Raw genomic sequence first — 15692 nt, 5'->3', positions numbered from 1 at the left:
AGAAATTACCTAATGGATTTTGATTTTAGCGAGAACTTCAATCAGAAATTGTTAAATCTGGGAATCCAGTTGTAAAAATTGAATCGTTACATTCAAGAAGGTAAATTTCGTCATGGATCAGAAAAAAAAATCACATAAATAGGTTTATTTTTTTTTAAGAACAAAAATTAATCAGATGAAATAAATAGTAACTTAAACTTCAAGAACGTCGAAAAGACCTAAATCAATAACTATGTATAAGGTAGTTAAAACGGCAAGATTCAATAAAAGCAATAAACCAACTATAGTTTTAATGACAAGATGGCACGCTATCTTTAGATGTAAAAGTCGTTTATCCAAGGATATAGGGGCACTTCATGCAGCAAAGATCCAAGAAAAACTCACTAATCACACTATTCAAGTAGCTAAAGAGATTCAAAAAGATGGTCTCGCTGATGTAACAGTTGCCATCGATGGAATTGGAATTCAGGCAGCAAAAAAATGGGCGCTCAAAAATAAGATTCAAAAAATTGCGCTTCAAGGGCCTGGCAATCTAGGAACAAAAATGAAAAGACAGTTTTTAAAGACTCAATTTGAAAATACTATTTCTCACAAAACGATTCATAAACCTGTCCTATTAATTGGAACTGATTTACCATCAATCTCACAGTTTGACTTAATTCAAGCTATTCAAATACTTAATAAAAAAGAAATGGTATTAGGTCCCTCAAAAGACGGTGGGTACTGGCTTATTGGATTATCAAACAAACTCTTAAATCCACTATGCACCTGGCCATTTTCTGGTATAAAATGGGGAAGCGATAAAGTGCTTGAAGAGACAATTCGATTGGCTTCCTTAAATCAAATAAATTATCAATTACTTCAAACTAAAAATGATCTTGACAATATTTTGGATTTATCACCATGGCTAGATCACAACAATTTCCAACTCTCAGCATCGTCATACCAACTCTAAACGAAGCAGATCATCTTCCTCTTCTCTTTGCTGATTTAAATGAATGGCCTGATGCTTTTGATTTAACAATAGTGGATGGAGGGAGTACAGATTTAACTATTTCAATTGCAAAAATACAAGGAGTTAGTGTTATCAATAGTCCTAAGAAAAATAGAGGATATCAATTAAAAACTGGTGCCTCCAAAGCAAAAGGAGATTGGCTTCTATTTCTTCATGCAGATAGTAGGTTAGACAAAAGATGCGGAGAAACTTTGTTTAAAATAATTCAAAATAAAACATCAAAGAATTATGCATGGTATTTTGATTTTAAAGTCAAAAAAGATAGGTTAGAATACAGAATTTTAGAACTCGCTGTAGCACTTAGAAGTCATTTTTTACAACGTCCTTATGGCGACCAAGGTTTACTAATTCATAAAGACCTTTACCACCGATCAGGAGGGTTCTCATCCTTAAAAATAATGGAGGATCTCGACTTGATAACTAGAATTACGACAACTGCAAAAGTAAAGCGTATCGGTTTAAATTTATACACTGACGATATAAGATGGTCTAATTCAAATATAATTAAACGTGCTATTAAGAATGCAAGGTTAAGAAAGAAATGGCGCCAAGGCCATGGAACAGATAAATTATCAAAAGAATACTATTCATAATTTATCAACTGTAATTTAATCAATTAATTAGAATACCAAAAGGCACATTTATTCCCTTTTGGTTCTAGATTCCATCCTTGTCTTTTATAAAAAGTTATCACATCAGAATCAGCAAATAGAGTTACTCTAGTAACACCTTGCCTTTTTAAACTCCGCATTAAATATGACATAAGTTGTTTCCCTAATCCATAACCTTGATAAACAGGATTAATGGCTACATCCCATATTGTTGCATCAATAACTCCGTCTCCGGTGCATCTTGCAAATCCAATTAATCTTGGAAACTTAGGATCATGTTGCCATAGACCAATCTTAAGCAAGCTATTATCTAGAGCTCGTTTCACTCTTCGAAGTGGTCTTCTTCCCCATCCAACTGCTTGTAAAAGTTGCTCAAGTTCAATTAAGTCAAAAGATTTAGAATCACTAAAAACGAAGAGGGATGAATTATCTTGATTAAAGTATTGAACAGCTTGTTGTCCATATATATTTTTTAAGGTTTCATCTGCAAGAACATTTTGATTCCTCCAGCCTGACATTCCTAATTTTTTTGAACCTAGATTAATCATAAATTAGTACTATTCAGATAGATGCGAGACCTTTTTCTTGCAAATCAGATAGTTGGGCATAAAGTCCACCCAAAGCCCTCAACTCTTCATGATTACCTTGCTCAACTAGCCTTCCTTTTCTCATTACAAGGATTCGATCAGAAGATTCTATTGTTGCTAATCTATGTGCAATAACGAGCGCTGTTCTTTTCTCTAACAACCTATCAAGATCTCTTTGCAAAGTTGCCTCCGTTGACGGATCCATAAAAGCAGTAGCTTCATCCATGATTAATACTTTTGGATCTCTTATTGCAACTCTTGCAATAGACAAAAGTTGTCTCTCACCTGAAGAAAGATTCCCTCCTCTTTCCCTGATATATGTATCTAATCCATTTGGAAGCTTTCTCAATAAATTATCGAGTCCTAATTCACTGCATATATCTTTCAAGCCCTGATTATCTATTGAAGAATCCAAACGAAGATTATCTGCAACGTTTCCACTAAAAAGGAAAGTGTCTTGAAGAACTACTCCAAGTTGTTTCCTAAGAGCTTGAATAGAAATGTTTCTAATATTTTGACCATCAATGTATATATTTCCTTTTTGAGGTTCATAAAGCCTACATAATAATCTAATCAAAGTGGTCTTACCTGACCCAGTTGGGCCAACGAGAGCGACATGTTCACCAGGATTAATTTTGAAACTTAAATCGTTTATTATTGGTTCATCTTCTCTGTAAAAAAAACTAACATTTTCAAATAAAACTTCTCCAATTCGAGTTTCATTTGAATTGATTATCTTTTTATTTTCTAGCTTCTTATCAATTTGATCATAAATCTCTATTTTCTTTTCAAGCAGCTCACTTATTCTCTCAACTGCTGTTAGCCCTCCCTGGATTTGTGTAAATCTTTCTGCCAATTGTCTCAGAGGTTCAAATAATCTTTGTGAATAAAGAATAAATGTGGTTAAAGTACCAAGTCCCATAGCTCCTGCCGTAACCATATAGCCGCCCAAAGAAATAACCAATGCGACTGCTGCCAATGAGACCCATTCAATAAAAGCTGAAATACTGCTGTCATAAAAAATAGTCCCGTTTACCGCATTTTTATAATTAGCACCTGTTTTGGAGAATTTTTGACCATTTAATGATTGCCTTCTGAACATCTGAACAACTTCTAGGCCTTGTAAATTTTCCTGAAAGTTTGCATTCAGTTGGGAAAGTTCCTCTCTAACTTTATAGTTTTCTATTCGATAGCGTTTTTGTAACCAAAGAATAAAAGCTGTAACAGGTATTTGAACAATTAAAAGAAGCAAACCCAATCTCCATTCAATTAAAATCATAGTTATTGATATAACTATAAGGCTTACAAAATCAGCTAAAACACCAACAGCTCCACTTCCAAAAACTTCTGACAATGCATCAACATCACTAGTTAATCTTGTTAGCAATTTACCAACAGGCATTTTGTCATGAAAACGCAATGACAACGACATGGAATGAGAAAACAAATCATTTCTAATTCTTGCAGTCAGCCTTTGCCCTACAGCCTGTATATTGTATGACTGAAAACCCTGTAATCCAAGTCTAAGTAGTACTGTTATGAATAGAGTTATTATTATCAAACTAATTGATGATTGACCAGATAAATTATCAAAAAAAGATATCGTATCTTCTCCTCTTAAAACAGAGATAGCTTGCCCTACAAGTAGAGGTTGAATTGCACCGGCTAAAGCAACAGGTATTAGTATTAGAAGTATTAGGATTAAACGTTTTTTTTCCTTTTTTAAATACTTACCAAGTTTCTTAACTCTTCGAAAATCATTTTTTGCCATCAGGAGAGAGATTAATCTGAGATTGGATTTGAATTGAATCAATAATTTCTTGAAGTGGACCTCTATCTAACCTAAGTGATAGTGGATGACCAACAAGCCGAGCGCTTGATTTGAAAAGTTCTTCAATTTCTATCAGACCATTATCTCTAAGAGTACGGCCAGTTGCGACTAAATCAACGATTGCTTCAGCCATACCTGTTATTGGACCAAGTTCAACCGATCCACTCAAATGAACCAATTCAACAGGCAAATCAATTTGATCAAAAAATTTCTTTGCACAGTTTGTAAATTTACTTGCAACACGACAGTTAGGTGGCAAGTCAGAAGCACTCAAATAACCACTACTCGATTTAACTGCAACAGACATATGGCAAGCTCCAAAACCAAGATCAACTAAATTAGACACCTGTAATTTCTGCTCTCGTAACACATCAAAACCCACTATTCCCAGTTGTGCCTGTCCATAAGATACGTAAACAGGGACATCACTATTCCTTACTAAAAGGGCTTTAGCTCGTCCACAAACTGACGGAACCATCAATTGACGATTGCTATCTTCTAAAACAGCCGAGAAGTCAAGTCCAACGTTCAAAAACATTGAGACTGATTCTTTCAACAAGGCGCCTTTTGCTAATGCAACTGTAAACATGTCAAAAACCATTGAAATGGATGCCAACTATTTCATTACTTAAATAAAAAATGTTAGAGAAAGAAAGCGAATTCACTATTCATCCAATTACTGTTTTACAGGACAATATCGTATGGGTATGGGTCCACAATTGCAATGCGGTAGTAATAGATCCATCTATCTCAAGTCCGGTAGAAAAATGGCTTTTAGAGAAAAACCTATCCTTGAAAGCTATCCTTCAAACGCATCATCACGATGACCATATAGGTGGAACACAAAAGCTAATAAAAAGATGGCCGAATGCAAAGGTAATTGCTTCAAAAAAAGAACTTACAAGAATACCTTTTCAAACATTTTCAGTAGATGATAATGATATTTTTCATTTAATGGATGGTGAGATTAAAATAATTGAAGTGCATGGTCATACGAACAACCATATTGCCTTTTATGTATCAAAAGAAAATGCTAAATATAATATATTATTCCCTGGAGACACAATTTTTGGAGGTGGTTGTGGTCGCCTTCTAGAAGGAACGCCGTCTCAAATGTTTGAAAGTTTATATAAACTTAATTCCTTACCAGAAAACACAAAAATATACTCAGCTCATGAATATACAGAAAACAACTTAAAATGGGCATTAACTTTAGATTCAAAAAATATTTCTATTAAAGAAAGATTAGAGCTTGTTCAGAATAAGCTTCGAAATGGAATACCTAGTCTCCCATCAACAATCGCAGAAGAAAGAAAAACAAATTTATTTTTAAGAGCGCAAAATGTCGAAGTATTTACAAAACTAAGACTGCACAAAGATAGTTGGAAATGTTAAATTCTAATTTAACTATAATCTCTTAACACAAGCCTATACATTTATGAAAAGTTCAGATATAGAGCCAATCGAGACAGAATTCGCACCTAAACCAGTTGGCCCTTATAACCAAGCTGTATTAGTAGAAAACTGGTTGTACTGCTCAGGACAAATTGCTTTAGACCCTTCAACTGGGATAATGCTAGGGAATGGGAACATAGAGGAGGAGACTAGACAAGTTTTAAAAAATTTAATGGCAGTGGTTGAAGCTGCTGGTGGAAAAACTTCAAATGTAGTAAGAACAACTATTTATTTAACTGATTTAAACGACTTCGCAAAAGTGAATTCGATTTATGCAGAAACCTTTGGGGGAGAAGCGACGAGCCCAGCAAGAGCATGCGTGGAAGTATCAAATCTTCCAAAGGGAGGAAAAATTGAAATAGATTGTGTTGCTTGGCTAGGAAACAAGAAATAAAAACAACTTTGTGACTAAACAGAACATTGCCACTTTGCTAAGTGGCCCCATGATTGTCTAAATTAATAATTGATTAGCAATAGACAATGTCCACTGCCAAGTTGACTATTGGCGAACTAGAAGCAGGATACCCTCTGTACTGCAAAGCACTTAGGAGGCTCTTGCAACAAGGACGTACCGCTGATCAAATTCAAAGAACAGTTTGCTGGAGCCATCTAGAGACTCTCAATCGCTGTTTACCAGGGAGATATAAAACCCCCTCTTATCTAATGGCATTAATCAAAAGAGACCTAGAACAACCAAAAGAGGAAGATTAATTTTTTTCACTGATTATTTAAAAAATCTATATTATTCGCGAAATCAAAATCATCTTTTGATATTTCTTCTTTCTCATTATTTTCTACAGGCCTGATGGTGATGTTTGCATAAGTCTTCCCAAAACTTATGTCAGGGTAGCGATTTACCTTCTCGCAAAAATCACCTAGCTCATCTAGAAAATCTCTGTTTTCTTCATAAGATTGGAATTCAAACCTTTTTTCTAGACACTCTGGTCTTTTCTTTTGCCTCCACCCTTCCATAAAAAAAACATTTCTTTTATAAAAACTACTACATCGTGAATTGATTGAAGAAATAATTTATAAACAAAAAACTAATTAACTTCTTCTTTTAGCACCACTCCCTTTTAAAGCCGGCTCAACTTCGATATGTGGACGGGCAATGATGTGTGCCGCAACTAAACCATCCCCAACACGCTCACATGCATCAGCACCTGCTCTCACAGAAGCATTCACAGCACCAGTTTGACCACGAACCATTACTGTTACATATCCTCCACCTACGAGTTCCTTAACGATCAAATTAACTTCAGCAGCCTTAGTCATTGCATCTGCTGCTTCTATTGCGGGTACAAGTCCACGAGTCTCTATCATTCCAATTGCAATCCCTGATTTTGAATTACTTTTAAAACCTTTATTTTTTTTAATTGGAGTTTTTGTTGAGCCAGAACCTCCAGAGCCATTTAATATATTTTTAGCTCCAGGAATACTTTTATTATTAGATACTTTTTCATTCGAAGAGGACTTTATGTTGGAAGTAATTTTTAATTTAGTGCTTAAATTCAAGGGAGTAATATCAACAATCTGATCTTTATTTTTAATGCTTTTATTACCACTTTTTGGTCGTCGATTTGAAGAGTTAGTCATAATTTAGGAATTTATAAAATTTAGCTTTATTGAATAGTGCTGAAACTAATCATCAGGTGACCAATTGTCAATAATCCCACCAATAGTTAAATCAGTTTGAACATTTGGATCTGGGCATCCCCACCTTGCTGCGGTTCCTGTTGCAGTAAAGACCCAATTACCTTCTCGCGCACCGACAGGGTCAACAGCCACAAGTCTTTTACCTTTGTTATTACATAATATTCTTAAATGCATGTGTCCTAAACCTTCCACTCTCTGTGTACATACCAACCGTCCCATAACTTGCATGATCTCCATTATTTTGCTCCTCCTGAAATCTGTTGTTGTGTCTCTGGATCCCAATGATCAATAATCCCAACAATAGTTAAATCACTAGGATAAGACTTACTTCCAGCAGCTTCGCGAGCTGCAGAACTTCCGACACATATAACCCAATCATCTGGTTTACATCCAACAGCATCAACAGCAACTTTTTTTGAGCTACCGTCTAATACAACCTGTAAATGCTTATGTTCAAAGCCTGGGATACGATTGGTTGAGACAAGTGGTTTGAGAACTTTACAAATGAGCATTTAATGAGCCTCCTGAGTGACTGGATCGAGGGAAGAACCTACAACTTCTGCAGGAGCCTTTTTATCTCGATCTCGAATAGTAAGAAATGTGTGAAGTGAACCATTATCTATTAAATCTCGATAACGAGACTTAATAGCCTCATTAATTCTATGACAATCAGATAATGCTCTATTTCTAGCATGAGGGACACTACCTGAGTAATCAAAGCGAATGACAATAGGGATTGGTAAACTTCTCGAGATGTTGAGACCTGTAAAAATTTTCACTCCGACGTCTAGATCAGGAGCTCCTTGTTCAACAGTCTCCAAATGAGCAAAATAAGTAAGATTCCTTAAGTGAACTTCTTTAAAACCAATACCTACACCAATAAACCTCTCAGCATGACCTGCATCTTGGTAGCTTCCGGAATGAAAATTCTTCACATAATCAATTTGAGAAATATTATTAGAAATGAGTCTGGTAATAAACATAACCATATTTGGATCTGTTTCTCCAGGGCAAACACTTTTGATGTTTTCTTGAATCTTATGAAGAGCCTCCTCAGTAGTTAGAAATTGAGTCTCTTTGTATATTTCATTTGCACAAACCCATGACTTCAAATCAACTTCATTAGTTTTCGAAGGAGTATGAACTCTTATCGCATCTGTATCTGTGTCAATACCAATTAAAAGCAAATCAACAGATGCACCACAGCAAAAACTATTTTCGACTGCTTCCCTAAAATCTAGTAATCGCTGTAAGCCTTCTGATGCTGCCAACTCATCATTACTACCATGAGCAGCACATCCTTGGTGCGTTGGATCAACAGAACTAAAATGATAGATTACTGATTTTAAATATCTTGTTGGCTCAGTTGCAGAGTTGGGAGTTGACTCTCTATATCTACTATGTTCAGTTTTAATCCAACGATTAACTGTTTTTTCAATATCGAATAGTGCACCGGCATGAGAACGCCTCCTAACAGAGCTAAAAGGTATACGTAAAGCGTAAGAAATAGAATGAGCTAATCGTCCATCAGCGCAAGGAGTTATATCTAAAAGATGAAAGCCACATTGATAAAGAAAAGATTGAAAAGATTTGGCATGTTGACTATCCTCAGATCCCTCTATTGGATCTGAATTAAAAAATTCATTACTAGTCAATTGGTGTGATTGAAAAACACACCATGCAAACAAGGCACTAATATCAACACTCCCGATCCACGCCTTTTCAAGTATGTGCGATGGTAATTCATACCCTAATTCTGAGCGACATAAATTTTGAGCTCTTTCTACAAAATTTAAATCGTTTTGAAGACTAGAGACTCTTTTTAAAAGAGGGACAATATTATCAAATCGACCTTTAACCTTTTTTTCGTATTGATTTAACCTCTGATTTTCTTGAGAATTCGTTAATGGATGATCAGTTGAGAAAGAGCTAATAGTTTTGATTTCATCAGAGAAAGAATTAGTAGTCTTAATTACTTCAGGATTCAAGCTCTGGTTACCTAGATCGACAAATCTTTTCATAGGAGCTGTAGGCCCACGAAAAGATTTCTTGGCCAAATTTCGATAGGCCATCGGCTATTTAACCTCTTGCTCCACCAGAGAAAGTAACCAATTGACCTTCCCTTGTATTGCCACTAGATCCTGTGATCAAAAAGTCTGGCTCAGGGACTTCCTGATTCCTTTTCAATTCAGCTGCCTGCATTGCACTCATTGGACCTGGGCGAGAAGGATTACGTCTCTTAGCAGAAGCCCCTTCTGTTCCTGTTACATGTTGTCCTCTTGCCCAATCATCTCCAGTAATATTTAAACCAGCTGATTGGCCCTCGCCTGTGATTCGTGAGGTTGGTCTTTGCTTGGTCTCTTCGTTAACTACTTCATCAACTTTATTTTGCTGAGCATTAGATATTTTTTTATCAAATCTAAATTGTTCGGTACCAGTTACTTTATTAGCAGCCATGTCAAATGGGCCTGTAATTCTGGAACTATCTTCGTAGCTTGTTCCAGTAACACCTGACTTTAATTCTGTTTGAATATGAGCTTCCCTTGCTGGAGATTTCACACTAAAACTTGTCCAAGGTGCTTGTTCAGTATTTTCTTGATGCGCATAACCTGCAGAACTATTTGAAAGACCACAATTTTCGCTTAATTGATCACCACCAACATATGGTGTTCCAGTTAAAGGCTCGCAAGCACCTTTGTGAGCTCCTGTCATTTTCCCCCCTATACCAGGTTGCTGACCAGTCAATCTTGCCGCAGGAGTCCCAAGTTGCCGAGGGGTTCTAGCCTCTATCTCAGAAGAGGTAGCTTTATCACACCATTGATTTGCTTGTTCTAAACCTGCATATGGTGTTCCAGTTACTGCTTTACAAGTTCCAGGTTCATCTCCAGTTACAAGCTGAGATCTACCTGTCATTGTTCCACTTACAGACTGAGTCTTATTAGTCAGACTTAAACCAACCTTGGCAGGATCAGGCTCAGGTTTACCACCACAAAAAGAATCGAATTGCTTAGAACCTACATATTCGTCTCCTGTCACATTTTTACAACTGCCAGCCTCATTGCCAGTCACATTTTCTCTTCTTGACACATCAGTTCCAGTTACACCATTACCACGAATTGTTTTTAAGGAACCAACCTTTTCAGCAGGTCTTCCAGAAGGCAATGGATCAGCACCTAAATACTGGTCTCCAGTTAAATCCTTACCTGAGCCTGCTTCATTACCTGTTACCAACTCTGACCTTCCAGTCATGGTTCCACTTACTTTTCTACCATCAAGTGTATTGCTATAGCCAATCTTTGAAGGTGAAGGATTAACACTTCCGCAGTAGGCATTTGATTGATTAGCAGAAATATATTCAGTGCCTGTAAGATTCTTGCATGTTCCTGGCTCATCTCCAGTAACTTTTTCTGATCTACCTACCTCATTACCTGTGACTAAATTTCCATGAGTTGTATTTGTAACGGCTACCTTGGGGGGTTGACTTATGGAAGTATTAGCACCATTACAAAAAGAATCTATAACTTCGGAACCTAAATATTGAGTACCTGTAATCGAACGGCATGTACTTGCTTCATTGCCAGTAGTTTTCAGAGATCTATTTGCTTGAGTTCCTGTAACAAGTTGACCAGTAGAAGTTTGACTCATACCTACCTTCCAATGAGCATCTGGAGCACTGGCATTCTGTTTTGCTCCATTTTTATTTGGCCCACAAGGACGTGTTGCGGCAGTACGGTTTGTTCCAGTAGCGCCAGTTTTGCTTTTAAGCTCTCTTACTCTTTGAGCTATTTCCTTAGTAGTTAGATCTGGATTACCTTGTCTTGCAACAGATGCAGCTGATGTTGGTTGCTTCCCTGCAGATTTGCCGTGTTTTGACAAAGCCTCTCTTCGAGCAAGAACAAATGCTCTACTTGAATTAGTAATAGCTTTTCTTTTACCAGTCGAACGGCGATCCGTTGTTCTTTTATTTAAAGTCAAAGTAACTTCTGGTTTTGAAATTGTATTACTAGACTGCTCTAGAGCTTTTTCCTCACACTCTGGACAACAATGTTCAGACTTTTTTTCATTATAAGAGGGAGTATTTTTACCCTTTTTCTTCTCTACGTCGACCCGAGTTATATCTTTTGTATGATCAGCAGATTTACCTCTACGAGATAGGGCTTCTCGTCTAGCAATAACAAGTTGGCGACTAGAATGTGCTACTGAGCTTTTATATGATCTTGAACCTATTGAACTTCCAGAAGTACCTGATTGATAATTATTAGTACTTAAATGAGAAGAAGAATTATTTGAATTAGCTAAATTCTTTTTGGGCTTAACAAATGTTGAATCAGTTCTAGTAGCTCTCGCGTCAGCGGAAGAACGAACTCTATTAGGTGTTGAACCTTTAATAGAGGCATTTTTACCTCCTTGACTTAAAGCCTTGCGGCGATCAAGAACTAATTGTCTACTTGTTTGTTTAGCCATATCAATCCAATGGAGAGACCGAAGAAATAATTTTTTAATTCTCTAAGGAATTATTAGCCCCGAAAGCTTTTCAGGGCTAAATTTATCAAAGCCTGAAACTAGCGGCCTTGGAAAACTACAAAGCAAGTACCTTGGCTTTGTGTATAGGCGTCATATCCAACGATACGCACATGGTGGTCAGGATATGCTCTATGACAAGCTTCTAACTCACTTACTACGAGATTCAAATCCTTTTCACCAAAGAAAGGTAATTTCCAATAAGACCAATAGGTCTGCATTGAACCACTTGGATGAACATGCTCAATAACTGGGCTCCAACCCTGAGCAATGATATAAGCAATTTGATCGTAAATTTCGTCCTGGGTCATCGGCGGTAAGAAGCCGAATGTTTCCAGGGTGGCGACTGTCTGATAGTCACCTACTGTGCTCTGGAAAGGCATGGTGAACTTAGGTTAGTGAATGAATGAAAGTCGACTGAGTCATCGACTAGTGAATTTAAGAAAATTAGAGGTGAATCTTAAAAATCACCTCTATATTTTTTTACTGAACGTCGAGTTTATCGACTGTATCGAATTCGAACTTAATCTCCTTCCATGTCTCAAGCGCAATTGCAAGCTCAGGGCTATGCTTTGCAGCTTCAAGAAGGATATCGCGACTTTCTTTTTCGATTTCTCTACCTGCATTACGTGCTTTAACACATGCTTCTAGAGCTACACGGTTCGCAGCCGCACCAGCAGCTGAGCCCCATGGGTGACCATGAGTACCACCACCAAACTGGAGACATGAATCATCTCCAAAGATTGCGAGCAATGCTGGCATATGCCAAACATGGATACCACCAGATGCCACAGCAAATACACCAGGCATAGAACCCCAATCTTGATCGAAGAAGTTACCGCGAGAACGGTCTTCAGGGACAAAAGATTCACGAAGGTTATCGATATAACCAAGAGTTGTTTGACGATCTCCTTCTAGTTTTCCAACAACTGTTCCTGTATGAAGTTGATCTCCGCCTGATAGGCGTAAACACTTCGCAAGAACTCTGAAGTGAATACCATGCTGAGGATGACGGTCAATAACCGCATGCATAGCACGGTGAATATGAAGGAGCATGCCGTTCTTACGACACCAGTTAGCAAGACCTGTATTAGCTGTAAAACCACCAGTAATGTAGTCATGCATGATGATGGGCATATCGAGTTCTTTAGCAAACTCAGCACGCTCATACATCTCCTCAGGAGTAGTCGCAGTACAGTTAAGGTAATGACCTTTTACTTCACCAGTTTCCTGCTGGGCTAGCTTTACTGCTTCAGCTACAAATTCAAAACGCTCTCTCCAACGCTGGAATGGCTGAGAATTAATATTCTCATCATCTTTAGTTAGATCAAGACCGCCTCTTAGACATTCGTATACAACGCGACCGTAGTTTTTACCTGAGAGACCAAGTTTAGGCTTAATAGTACAACCAAGTAACGGACGACCGTACTTATTAAGACGATCACGTTCAACTACGATTCCGCTAGGAGGGCCGCCACAAGTTTTGATAAATGCCATTGGGAAGCGTATATCTTCAAGACGAAGATGACGCAGGGCTTTAAAACCAAAGACGTTTCCAACGAGTGATGTTAAAACGTTAGTTATAGATCCTTCTTCAAAAAGATCTAATGGATAGGCAATAAATGCATAGAAGGCATCCTTATCTCCAGGGACATCTTCAATGCGGTAACAGCGCCCTTTGTAGAACTCGAGGTCTACAAGTAGTTCGGACCAAACTGTTGACCATGTACCTGTGGATGATTCAGCCGCAACAGCTGCTGCAACCTCTTCCTTTGGTACACCTTCCTGACCTGTGCATTTAAAACATGCAAGTAGATCAGTATCTAGGGGGACGTAATCAGGAGTGAAGTAAGTATCTCTATACTCCTTAACTCCAGCATCATACTTTTTAGCCATTGATAGCTCCTGTTAATTAGTTTGGAAGGTTGAAAATTTGAAAAGTCCTCTCCTCTTCGGACTTACTCAAAAATCAGTCCTTCTGACCTAAGAAGTTACCGTTGCCCAAAGCTGGCTCAACTTCACGATGAGGACGAGCAATGATGTGAGCTGCAACGAGTCCGTCACCTACACGCTCACAAGCATCTGCACCTGCGCGAACTGCTGCGTTTACAGCACCAGTTTCTCCTCGAACCAAAACTGTTACGTAACCACCACCAACAAACTCACGACCAATCAAGCGCACTTCTGCTGCCTTGGTCATCGCGTCAGCAGCTTCAATTGCTGGTACTAAACCGCGTGTCTCGATCATGCCGAGAGCAATACCCATAGTTTCGCTAGCCATGTCCTATTTCAGTAAAGGGATGGAATGTTCAGGAGGGACAATGGCCCTTCAAATAGCAATTAGTCAAGGGGGTTCTTTAACAGCGCTGATTACAGTTTCTAGTCTTTTGTATAAGCTAAACTTATCACCCTTGCTATGACAGTTGAGTAACACTGTTCGTTCAATAGTCAGGGCATACTCATATTGCATTGCGTAAACACGTTCATGTAGTTATTTTTACCCAGAGACAGTTTCCTGGCCATGTCAGGGTTGGAATGTTCACCCAAAAACTGTCTCAAAATCATCTAAAAATTCAACGACTATTGTTTTTGAGTTCTTCCTGTAAGACTATATAGATCTGTTTGAATTATTCGATTTGGAAAAGCCACTAATAACAATTGCTAGTGGTAATCCGAAAAAGGTTGCCGAAATAGAGGCAATGCTTGGGCCACTCCCAATTGAAGTCAAGAAACAACCTAGCTCTCTGGATGTTGAAGAGACAGGAAAAACATATCTGGATAATGCAATATTGAAAGCAAAAGCAGCGGCAGAATTAACTAACAGTTGGACTATTGCGGATGATTCTGGACTTGAAATTGATTCTCTTGGTAATGCTCCCGGTATTTTTTCTGCGCGACTTGCAGACACTAATGAAAAAAAGATAGAGAAGATTCTCTCTGCTCTTGGTGACAGTCCTTACAGAAGTGCAAAAGTATGCAGCGTAATGGTGCTTTGCACAAACACCGGAGAAATTATCAAAAATACGATAGGGATTTGCTGGGGTGAAATTTTAAAAAAGCCTGCTTATCCAGATGGTGAATTTGAATCATTATTTTGGGTTCGTGAAACTAATTGCACTTATGGAGAATTAAATAATGCACAATTATCAAAACATGGGAGTAGAGGCAAAGCAGCTAGAGAATTAGCTCCTTACCTTTTGAAAGCCATGGGGATAAAAAGATAATTAATTTCTATTTATGTAATCAATAGCTCTCATTGCCGCAGCAGCAGCCTCTTCAACATCGCCTTCTTTTCCCGCCAAAGTCAGCCTTCCAAAAGCACCAACTCCTTTCACATCAACGATTGTGACATTTGATGACTTCTCTGCCTCGTTTGCAGCCATCAAAACATATCCCGCTGGTTCAGTCTCAAGGATGAACATACTCATGCCAGATTGAATCATTGAGCCACGTCTATTTTGGCGATTGATCAAAACAGCATGGTCAGGAGTAATAGATCGAATAACTTCAGTCCAAGTAACTTGAGGATTAGTTCTCCTATCGATTGTGCTTCCTATGGCATCTAAAACGACATCGCCAGAATGCAGTACTGTACTTTGATCTCGGTGATAAAGAGCAAGAGATCCAAATGCCCTCTCAACGATCATTTGGCCTAATCGCACGTTGCTGGCTTTTAGTGCTATGTCAGTAACCCTGTGCACAGCCATTCCAGGAGAAACCTCCATCCAAAGGCAAGCATCGCCAGGTATGGGTAAGAATCCTGAACTGGCAGTTCCCATATAAGCCGCAAGTTGAGGCTGCAATGAATCTAGGAACACATAGGTTCTTAATTCAATTTGTTTTACATGACTTGCTTGCCGAGCAACTAAAGATTTTTCCGAATCAGTTGTTATTACTCGCTTTGGATCGTCAGCAAGATATTCATTTACCTCTGCACCAGTAACTCTCAGGCTGCCACCTAGTCGCCTTTCATTATTTTCAAATGTGGCGAATCTTGTCATGGGCGGGATAATAGC

19 protein-coding genes are annotated in these 15692 nt (G+C 38.1%); 6 read left to right on the top strand and 13 right to left on the bottom strand.

The features are described from left to right. The first annotated feature begins 292 nt into the window (after positions 1–292). Positions 293–955 carry a TIGR04282 family arsenosugar biosynthesis glycosyltransferase gene (locus tag AC6EI2_RS11280; RefSeq protein ID WP_498462398.1) on the top strand — a complete coding sequence of 221 codons (663 nt, stop codon included), beginning with the start codon at positions 293–295 and terminating at the stop codon, positions 953–955. Next, on the top strand, positions 904–1608 hold the full coding sequence (locus AC6EI2_RS11275) for a TIGR04283 family arsenosugar biosynthesis glycosyltransferase (RefSeq protein WP_498462397.1): 705 nt from the start codon (positions 904–906) through the stop codon (positions 1606–1608). The genes AC6EI2_RS11280 and AC6EI2_RS11275 overlap by 52 nt, the downstream gene beginning before the upstream one ends. A 23-nt stretch (positions 1609–1631) precedes the next feature. Here the strand turns inward: AC6EI2_RS11275 and AC6EI2_RS11270 are convergent, their stop codons facing one another. The 3 genes from AC6EI2_RS11270 to hisG are packed head-to-tail and all read right to left on the bottom strand — an operon-like array spanning position 1632 to position 4633. After that, positions 1632–2174 (bottom strand): GNAT family N-acetyltransferase, encoded by a 543-nt coding sequence (locus tag AC6EI2_RS11270; protein WP_498462396.1) that lies wholly within the window; start codon positions 2172–2174, stop codon positions 1632–1634. 13 nt (positions 2175–2187) lie between these two features. After that, positions 2188–3984 (bottom strand): ABC transporter ATP-binding protein, encoded by a 1797-nt coding sequence (locus AC6EI2_RS11265; RefSeq protein ID WP_498462395.1) that lies wholly within the window; start codon positions 3982–3984, stop codon positions 2188–2190. Beyond that, a complete protein-coding gene (gene hisG, locus AC6EI2_RS11260) occupies positions 3971–4633 on the bottom strand; it encodes an ATP phosphoribosyltransferase (protein WP_498463496.1) in 663 nt (220 codons plus the stop codon). Before hisG ends, AC6EI2_RS11265 begins: the two co-directional genes overlap by 14 nt. Before the next feature lie 50 nt (positions 4634–4683). On the opposite strand from hisG, the gene gloB reads away from it, so the two are divergent. The 3 genes from gloB (at position 4684) to AC6EI2_RS11245 (ending at position 6210) form a co-directional block, all read left to right on the top strand. Further along, on the top strand, positions 4684–5439 hold the full coding sequence (gene gloB, locus AC6EI2_RS11255) for a hydroxyacylglutathione hydrolase (RefSeq protein ID WP_498462394.1): 756 nt from the start codon (positions 4684–4686) through the stop codon (positions 5437–5439). 43 nt (positions 5440–5482) lie between these two features. Then, positions 5483–5893 (top strand): RidA family protein, encoded by a 411-nt coding sequence (locus tag AC6EI2_RS11250; protein WP_498462393.1) that lies wholly within the window; start codon positions 5483–5485, stop codon positions 5891–5893. 86 nt (positions 5894–5979) lie between these two features. Further along, entirely contained in the window at positions 5980–6210 is a 231-nt protein-coding gene (locus AC6EI2_RS11245; RefSeq protein ID WP_011294518.1) for a DUF3136 domain-containing protein, read from the top strand. A 6-nt stretch (positions 6211–6216) separates the two neighbouring features. On the opposite strand, the gene AC6EI2_RS11240 is transcribed toward AC6EI2_RS11245, so the two are convergent. The 9 genes from AC6EI2_RS11240 to csoS1 (AC6EI2_RS11200) form a co-directional block, all read right to left on the bottom strand. Beyond that, positions 6217–6471 carry a 4a-hydroxytetrahydrobiopterin dehydratase gene (locus AC6EI2_RS11240; protein ID WP_498462392.1) on the bottom strand — a complete coding sequence of 85 codons (255 nt, stop codon included), beginning with the start codon at positions 6469–6471 and terminating at the stop codon, positions 6217–6219. Positions 6472–6546: 75 nt separating this feature from the next. Then, positions 6547–7095: an alpha-carboxysome major shell protein CsoS1 gene (gene csoS1 / locus AC6EI2_RS11235; RefSeq protein WP_498462391.1), complete on the bottom strand. Its 549-nt coding sequence runs from the start codon at positions 7093–7095 to the stop codon at positions 6547–6549. 45 nt (positions 7096–7140) lie between these two features. Continuing rightward, entirely contained in the window at positions 7141–7392 is a 252-nt protein-coding gene (locus AC6EI2_RS11230; RefSeq protein ID WP_158466232.1) for a carboxysome peptide B, read from the bottom strand. Continuing rightward, entirely contained in the window at positions 7392–7667 is a 276-nt protein-coding gene (csoS4, locus tag AC6EI2_RS11225) for an alpha-carboxysome shell vertex protein CsoS4 (RefSeq protein ID WP_011294514.1), read from the bottom strand. The genes AC6EI2_RS11230 and csoS4 overlap by 1 nt, the downstream gene beginning before the upstream one ends. Beyond that, complete coding sequence (locus AC6EI2_RS11220; protein ID WP_498462390.1) at positions 7668–9227, bottom strand: carboxysome shell carbonic anhydrase; 1560 nt, start codon at positions 9225–9227, stop codon at positions 7668–7670. 7 nt (positions 9228–9234) lie between these two features. Continuing rightward, complete coding sequence (csoS2, locus tag AC6EI2_RS11215) at positions 9235–11619, bottom strand: alpha-carboxysome scaffolding protein CsoS2 (RefSeq protein WP_498462389.1); 2385 nt, start codon at positions 11617–11619, stop codon at positions 9235–9237. Between the two features lie 98 nt (positions 11620–11717). Then, positions 11718–12059 carry a ribulose bisphosphate carboxylase small subunit gene (locus AC6EI2_RS11210; RefSeq protein ID WP_036906978.1) on the bottom strand — a complete coding sequence of 114 codons (342 nt, stop codon included), beginning with the start codon at positions 12057–12059 and terminating at the stop codon, positions 11718–11720. A 100-nt stretch (positions 12060–12159) separates the two neighbouring features. Then, a complete protein-coding gene (locus AC6EI2_RS11205; protein WP_036906976.1) occupies positions 12160–13572 on the bottom strand; it encodes a form I ribulose bisphosphate carboxylase large subunit in 1413 nt (470 codons plus the stop codon). Positions 13573–13645: 73 nt separating this feature from the next. After that, positions 13646–13957 (bottom strand): alpha-carboxysome major shell protein CsoS1, encoded by a 312-nt coding sequence (gene csoS1 / locus AC6EI2_RS11200; RefSeq protein ID WP_011130577.1) that lies wholly within the window; start codon positions 13955–13957, stop codon positions 13646–13648. Between the two features lie 355 nt (positions 13958–14312). On the opposite strand from csoS1 (AC6EI2_RS11200), the gene AC6EI2_RS11195 reads away from it, so the two are divergent. Next, positions 14313–14900: a non-canonical purine NTP pyrophosphatase gene (locus AC6EI2_RS11195; RefSeq protein ID WP_498462388.1), complete on the top strand. Its 588-nt coding sequence runs from the start codon at positions 14313–14315 to the stop codon at positions 14898–14900. On the opposite strand, the gene AC6EI2_RS11190 is transcribed toward AC6EI2_RS11195, so the two are convergent. Continuing rightward, positions 14901–15677 carry a BMC domain-containing protein gene (locus AC6EI2_RS11190; protein WP_498462387.1) on the bottom strand — a complete coding sequence of 259 codons (777 nt, stop codon included), beginning with the start codon at positions 15675–15677 and terminating at the stop codon, positions 14901–14903. Positions 15678–15692: the final 15 nt, after the last annotated feature.

It is taken from the genome of Prochlorococcus sp. MIT2302 (assembly GCF_059772385.1).
Note: the sequence above shows the minus strand (reverse complement) of the source record. Positions and strands in the feature narration are given on the sequence as shown.